The following is a 6,877-nucleotide window of genomic DNA, read 5'->3' as shown; positions in this document are numbered from 1 at the left end:
ATTTAATAACAATAATACAAAGTATTGTTTTTTTGTATAAATTTTCAGATGGATGATAATTTCGAAATAAAATATAGAAAACTGTTCCGTACGTATTATGCTAATCTGCTTTTTTATGCCAAACGTATTGTTGGTGATGACGATGCCGAAGATGTGGTGCAAGATGTGTTTGTGGAATTATGGAACAGAAAAAAGACAAAAATTACCGACGAACAGATACAGGCTTTTTTATATAAGGCTGTATATACGCGCTCTTTAAATGTATTAAAGCATAGGGAGGTCAGAGAGAACTATAAAACCATGCAGCAAGAGTTGCATCTGAAGAGAGTCGCTTTTTATCAGCCTGATAATGATGAGGTAATGAAAAAGATTGAAAATAAGGAACTAAGAAATGAAATAGTAGCAGCTATCAATGAACTGCCGGATAAATGTAAATTGATATTCAAGTTAAGCTATTTGCAAGAAATGAAAAATAAGACTATAGCTGAAATGATAGGGTGTTCCCAACGAACAGTGGAAGCACATGTGTATAAAGCTTTGAAAATCTTGCGTAACAAGTTAGACAATCTTTATGTTTTATTAGCTATATTTTCACCTTATAAAATAAGTGATTTTTTCGAAAGAATTGTTTTATAGATAAACAAGGATAGACGTATGATAAACGAAAAGCTTTTGGCAAAATTTCTGATGGATGAATGCACTGAAAATGAGCTTTGTGAAATAAAAAGATGGATGGACGAGTCAAACGAGCATGCATTCGAATTATTCACAATAGAAGAATTATACCAGTTAGGCAAAACGGGGTTCAGCACAAGAGCTACGGATGTAGATAGGGCGGAACAGATGCTGTTCAAACGTTTGAAGAATGGGCGGAAACGCAAATCCGAGAGTTGGATTTTGAGCAGTTGGATGCGGTATGCAGCAACATTTATCGGGATCATTCTGTTGAGTGGAACAATTTACCTTACTTTTCTGAAATATAATACAGAGAAAGAATCTTTGTTGACTGTAAATACACGTGATGAGGTAGAGCAACTAACATTGCCGGACGGAACTAAGGTATGGCTAAATAAGAATTCTATTTTCCGGTATCCCAAAGAATTTGATGAGAATAACAGGGAAGTTCATCTGGAAGGTGAAGGATATTTTGAAGTAAAAAAGAATTCTTCTAAACCGTTTGTCGTACATAGTGAGTCAATGCAGGTCAGAGTGTTGGGCACAATTTTTAACTTGAAGACCGATCAGGCCAACTGTTCAGCAATAGCCACTTTAGTACAAGGCGAAATTGAAGTGAAGGGAAACCATAATGAAGGTATGATTGTATTGACACCTCGGCAAGAAGCCGAACTGGATGGAGTCAGCCACCGATTGATGGTCCGCCAGATTGATACAGGTATCGAACATTGGCACAATAATTCCTTTGCGTTTGAAAGTGCGGACATTTTCACCATTGCCCGGACATTAGAAAAATATTACGATGTGAGCATTGTGCTTTCTTCTGATTTGAATACAAAAAGCACCTATTCCGGCACATTAATGAAATCGGAAAAAGTAGAAGATGTATTAAATTCAGTAAGCAATGCCGTACCAATCAAGTATAGAATAGAAGACAATAGAGTTTATCTGTCCGCAAAGTTTTAGATTTAGTTAGATTTAGAAAAGGATAACCTCAAAAAACTGTAAATAAAAACATTACCACAGTTTTTATTTACAGTTTTTTTAATTTCATTTTTATGAAAAAAAAGTATTCTTTTGAGTAAGTATATTTTTTGTGTGAATTGTATTAATAATATCGTTCTGTAAAAAATGAATTATGGGATGAAGTCTATTAATGTTTAATTTTAAATTTTGTTTATGAAACACAGTCATGTTTTCCATGCCCCATGGTTATTGCGGGCTTCATTGATGTTGTTCATGACATTTTCTGTTCAGTGCTCGCTAGCCCAACTGAATTTGAACACTTCCCGAACAACTTTGGGAAAGGTTATTGAACAAATCAAATCTCAGTCCAGTTACAATTTTTTCTACGATGACAAGCTAGCATCCTTGGCGGTAGAAAATGTACAATTATCCAATGCTTCCATAGAACAGGTATTAAACACTGTGCTAAATGGAAAAAATGTTTCCTTCAAAATTAAAGGAGGAGTAGTGTATTTGTCGGAAAATAAGCAGACACCTAAAAATGGAAACCAACAAGGAAAAGAGCGTAAAATTACAGGTCGGGTATCAGATGATATGGGACCGTTGATCGGTGTTAACGTATTGGTGAAAGGTACAAATGTTGGTGCCATTACAGATATGGACGGTAACTTTACGCTGGTAACGACTGAAGCTAATCCGGTACTCCAGATTTCCTATATCGGGTATACTACTCAAGAAATTGCCGTTGTGGACAATACCCCTTTAAATGTGAAGTTGTCGAGTGATGCACAGCAAATTGAAGAAGTGGTTGTTACTGCTTTAGGAATCAAACGTGCAACAAAGGCGCTGAGTTACAATGTGCAGGAAATCAAGAACGATGACATTACCCAAAACAAGGATGCCAACTTTGTGAATGCATTGGCTGGTAAAGTGGCGGGTGTAAATATCAATGCATCTTCATCTGGAGTAGGCGGTATTTCAAAAGTGGTGATGCGCGGTACGAAATCTATTATGCAGTCTTCCAATGCACTCTATGTTATTGATGGTGTTCCTATGTTCTCCGGACGCAATGCACGTGAATCGGAATCTGAATTTGATTCCCGTGGTACTACTGACCCGATTGCAGACATTAACCCAGAAGATATCGAATCGATGTCTGTATTGACAGGTGCCGCCGCAGCTGCATTGTATGGTTCGGAAGCGGCCAACGGAGCTGTGATCATTACCACTAAAAAAGGTAAGGAAGGAAAGGTGAGCATTTCAGTCAATACAAGCATGGAATTTAACCAACCTTTTATACTTCCCCGTTTCCAGACACGCTATGGTACCGGTACAGGCGGCAAATGGGTGGACGGTTCTTCTCAGAGCTGGGGAGACAAATTGAGTGTGTCTAACTATTACGGTTATAACCCTAAAGATGATTACTTTCAAACAGGCATTGTCAATACGGAAAGCGTTTCACTCTCTACAGGTACGGAAAAGAACCAGACCTACGCTTCAGCCGCTGCCATCAACTCCAAGGGATATATTCCCAATAATAAATATGCACGTTACAACTTCAATGTACGTAATACAACTTCTTTTCTAAATGATAAGATGACGCTGGATATTGCGGCCAATTATATCCTGCAAAATGACCGTAACGTAGTGAACCAGGGTGAATACAACAATCCGTTGGTAGGTGCTTACCTGTATCCGCGCGGAAACGAATGGGCGGACGCGGAACTCTATGAAGTATACGATCCGGCTCGTAAAATCTATGTTCAAAATTGGACAGTGGGTGATGCCGGTATGACGATGCAGAACCCCTACTGGATCAACTACCGTAACCTCCGCGAAAACAAAAAAGACCGTTATATGCTGAGTGCAAACTTAAGCTATAAACTATTAGACTGGTTGACTGTTTCCGGTCGTGTTCGTCTGGATAACTCAAACAATGATTTCACGGAAAAATTCTATGCGTCCACAAATACCCAGCTGACAGAAAATTCAAGTCGCGGTTTGTATGGTATTACAAAGATGCAGGACAAACAACTCTATGCCGACTTTCTCGTAAGCATCAACAAGACTTTCGGTGAGGAACTTACGTTAAGTGCCAACATCGGTGGTTCTTTCAATGATATCCGTTCCGATGCTATGAGTGTACGTGGTGGTATAGCTGATGGTACAGATGCATATCCAGACGAACAAGTGGGATTAACCAACTATTTTGCTATCCAGAACTTGAGCAACAAAGCCAAACGGATGCAGGAAGGCTGGAGAGAACAAACGCAGTCAGTGTATGCTTCTGCTGAATTGGGATATAAAAGCACTTATTATCTCACTTTGACAGGCCGTAATGACTGGGCTTCCCAGTTGGCTGGTCCTAATTCCACTTCCAAGTGTTTTTTCTATCCTTCAGTGGGTGTATCTGCCGTGTTGTCGGAACTGTTTCCTAATCTGAATAAGGATTATCTTTCCTTCTGGAAAGTACGCGGTTCGTTTGCGTCTGTAGGGTCTGCTTTCCAGCGTTATCTGTCTAATCCTCGTTTTGAATGGAACTCATCTTCCGGACAATGGAGCGTATTGACACAATATCCGGTCTATTCACTGAAGCCGGAACGTACCAACTCATTTGAAATAGGTATGAATCTACGATTCTTGAAATACTTTGAACTGGATGCCACCTACTACAATGCCAAGACTGAAAACCAAACATTCAACCCGAATCTTCCGGTAAGCAAATATTCTAAGATGTATATCCAAACCGGTGCTGTACGTAATCAGGGTGTTGAATTGGCTTTAAACTTTAAAAACACTTGGAGTGACTTCACATGGAGCAGTGGTCTTACTTATTCTATGAACAAGAATAAGATTGAAACCTTGGCCGATAATGCAATCAATCCTGTAACCGGAGAACTTTTTTCCATCCCGTCTTTGGATATGGGAGGATATGGTGATATGCGTTTCATCTTGCGTGAAGGCGGCAGCATGGGGGATGTATATTCACGCATGGATTTGCAACGTGATGCTAACGGAACCATTTATATTGATGAAAATAACAAAATCTATACCCAGTCCATTCAAGATCCCAATCAATATATAAAATTGGGCAGTGTACTTCCCAAAGGCAACCTGGCGTGGCGCAACGACTTCAGTTGGAAAAATATTCATGTAGGATTTATGGTTTCTGCCCGTTTTGGCGGTGTTGTATTCTCACGCACGCAAGCAGTACTTGATAACTTCGGTGTATCTGAGTTCAGTGCTGATGCTCGTGACTTGGGGTATGTAACAGTCAATGGCAACGATCGCGTAGATCCGGAGGCTTGGTTTAGCACGGTAGGTAGCAAGGCGGTTCCGCAATATTACACTTATTCCGCGACCAATGTCCGTTTACAAGAGGCATCTATTGGATACAGCATTCCTCGCAAATGGTTGGGCAATGTATGCGACATCAAAGTTTCATTGGTTGGACGTAATTTGTGGATGATTTATAATAAGGCACCGTTTGATCCCGAAGCTGTGGCTTCCACCAGCAACTTTTATCAGGGTGTGGACAACTTTATGATTCCTTCTTTACGCAATGTCGGTTTTAGCTTGAATTTTAAATTTTAATAGGTATGAAACATATATTAAGTACAATTATCATAAGTTCTCTGATTGCCGTAACAGCTTCATCATGTACAGGCAAGTTTGAGGAGATCAACTCAAATCCCTATCAGCCGGGCGATTTGTCGGAAGATGACTATGCATTGGGGTCAGCCATGAACAACTTGGCCGGTTGTGTAGTTTCTCCAGACGTCAATACGGCCCAGTTTACAGACTGTTTGTTGGGCGGTCCTTTGGGAGGTTATTTTGCAGATTCACAATCCACCTGGAAAGCTACTATTTCCAACTATAACCCGACAGATGACTGGACACGTGTCTTTTTGAAGAGCGACCGTGTATTACCTGTATTATTCTCCAACCTTAATGTGGTGGAAATTGTATCTCAGAATACCAATAATCCGCTTCCACTGGCCATTGCTCAAGTAATCAAGGTGGCGGCTATGCATCGGGTAACCGATGCTTACGGACCGATTCCGTATTCCCAAATTGGTGTTGACGGTTCTATTAAGTCACCGTATGATTCCGAACAACAGGTGTATGCCAAATTTTTTGAAGAGCTGAATGCTTCTATCAAAATCATGAACGAACAGTCGAATGACCGTCTGACAGCATCTGCTGACTATATTTACAGTGGAGATGTAAAGAAATGGATTCGTTTTGCCAACTCTTTGAAATTACGTTTGGCCATGCGCATTGTGAATGCTGACCCTACTACTGCACGAAAGATGGTGGAAGAAGCATTGGATCCTCAATACGGAGGTGTTATTGAACAGAACGCTGATAATGCCGCATGGAGGTATTTTGTCGGCTCAGTAACTAATCCAATTTACACGGCTACCCAGTACAACCATGTTCTTTCTCACAGTGATGACAAAAAAGAATGTCTTACAGGTGGTGATACTCATGCTGCAGCTGATATTATTTGCTACATGAATGGTTACAATGATCCCCGTCGTGAGAAATATTTTGTGAAATCTGAATGGGATGGTTATGAATATGTAGGTATGCGCAGAGGCATTTCGATTCCTGACTTGAATACAGTAGGACATAAATATTCCGGCGTGAATCTGAAGCCTACAGATCCTCTCTACTGGATGAATGCTGCCGAAGTCGCATTTCTCCGTGCAGAAGCTAAAGCCATTTATGGATTCAATACAGGTGGCGAAGCCAAAGATTTTTACGAGCAGGGCATCCGTTTGTCTTTCGAACAATGGGGAGTAGATGGTGCAGACCAATATATGAACAAAGATACTAAAAACAGCATCTCTTATACTGACCCGAACAAAGGACTTAATTCATACGCTGATGAGTTAACCAAGCTAACTGTAAAATGGAATGAAAATGCTACTCCTGAAGAGAAGCAGGAACGTATCATTATTCAGAAATGGATTGCCAATTGGCAGCTAGGTAACGAAGCTTGGGCCGATTACCGTCGTACCGGTTACCCGAACCTCTTGCCCGCTACGGATGACGGTAACAAGAGCGGTGGAGTGGTTGACTCAGAAAGAGGTGCGCGTCGCATCCCCTATCCAGCTTCTGAATATAATGATAATATAGAGAATATTCAATTTGCCGTGAGCACTTATTTGGGAGGTCAGGATAACATGGCTAAAGATTTGTGGTGGGCTAAGAATAATTAATGATGTAT

4 protein-coding genes are annotated in these 6,877 nt (G+C 40.5%); all 4 read left to right on the top strand.

The features are described from left to right. Positions 1-48 precede the first annotated feature (48 nt). Complete coding sequence (locus ACT8YW_RS12415; RefSeq protein WP_444105271.1) at positions 49-636, top strand: RNA polymerase sigma-70 factor; 588 nt, start codon at positions 49-51, stop codon at positions 634-636. 18 nt (positions 637-654) lie between these two features. After that, positions 655-1,641: a FecR family protein gene (locus tag ACT8YW_RS12410; RefSeq protein WP_444105269.1), complete on the top strand. Its 987-nt coding sequence runs from the start codon at positions 655-657 to the stop codon at positions 1,639-1,641. A 213-nt stretch (positions 1,642-1,854) separates the two neighbouring features. Continuing rightward, on the top strand, positions 1,855-5,235 hold the full coding sequence (locus ACT8YW_RS12405) for a TonB-dependent receptor (RefSeq protein WP_444105267.1): 3,381 nt from the start codon (positions 1,855-1,857) through the stop codon (positions 5,233-5,235). Between the two features lie 5 nt (positions 5,236-5,240). Beyond that, positions 5,241-6,869, top strand: coding sequence for a SusD/RagB family nutrient-binding outer membrane lipoprotein (locus tag ACT8YW_RS12400; protein ID WP_444105265.1), 1,629 nt, complete (start codon positions 5,241-5,243; stop codon positions 6,867-6,869). The last annotated feature ends 8 nt before the right edge of the window (positions 6,870-6,877 follow it).

It is taken from the genome of Bacteroides sp., from assembly GCF_052357945.1.
Classification (GTDB): domain Bacteria; phylum Bacteroidota; class Bacteroidia; order Bacteroidales; family Bacteroidaceae; genus Bacteroides.
The sequence above is the reverse complement of the archived record's forward strand: the minus strand, read 5'-3'. Positions and strand labels throughout refer to the sequence as shown.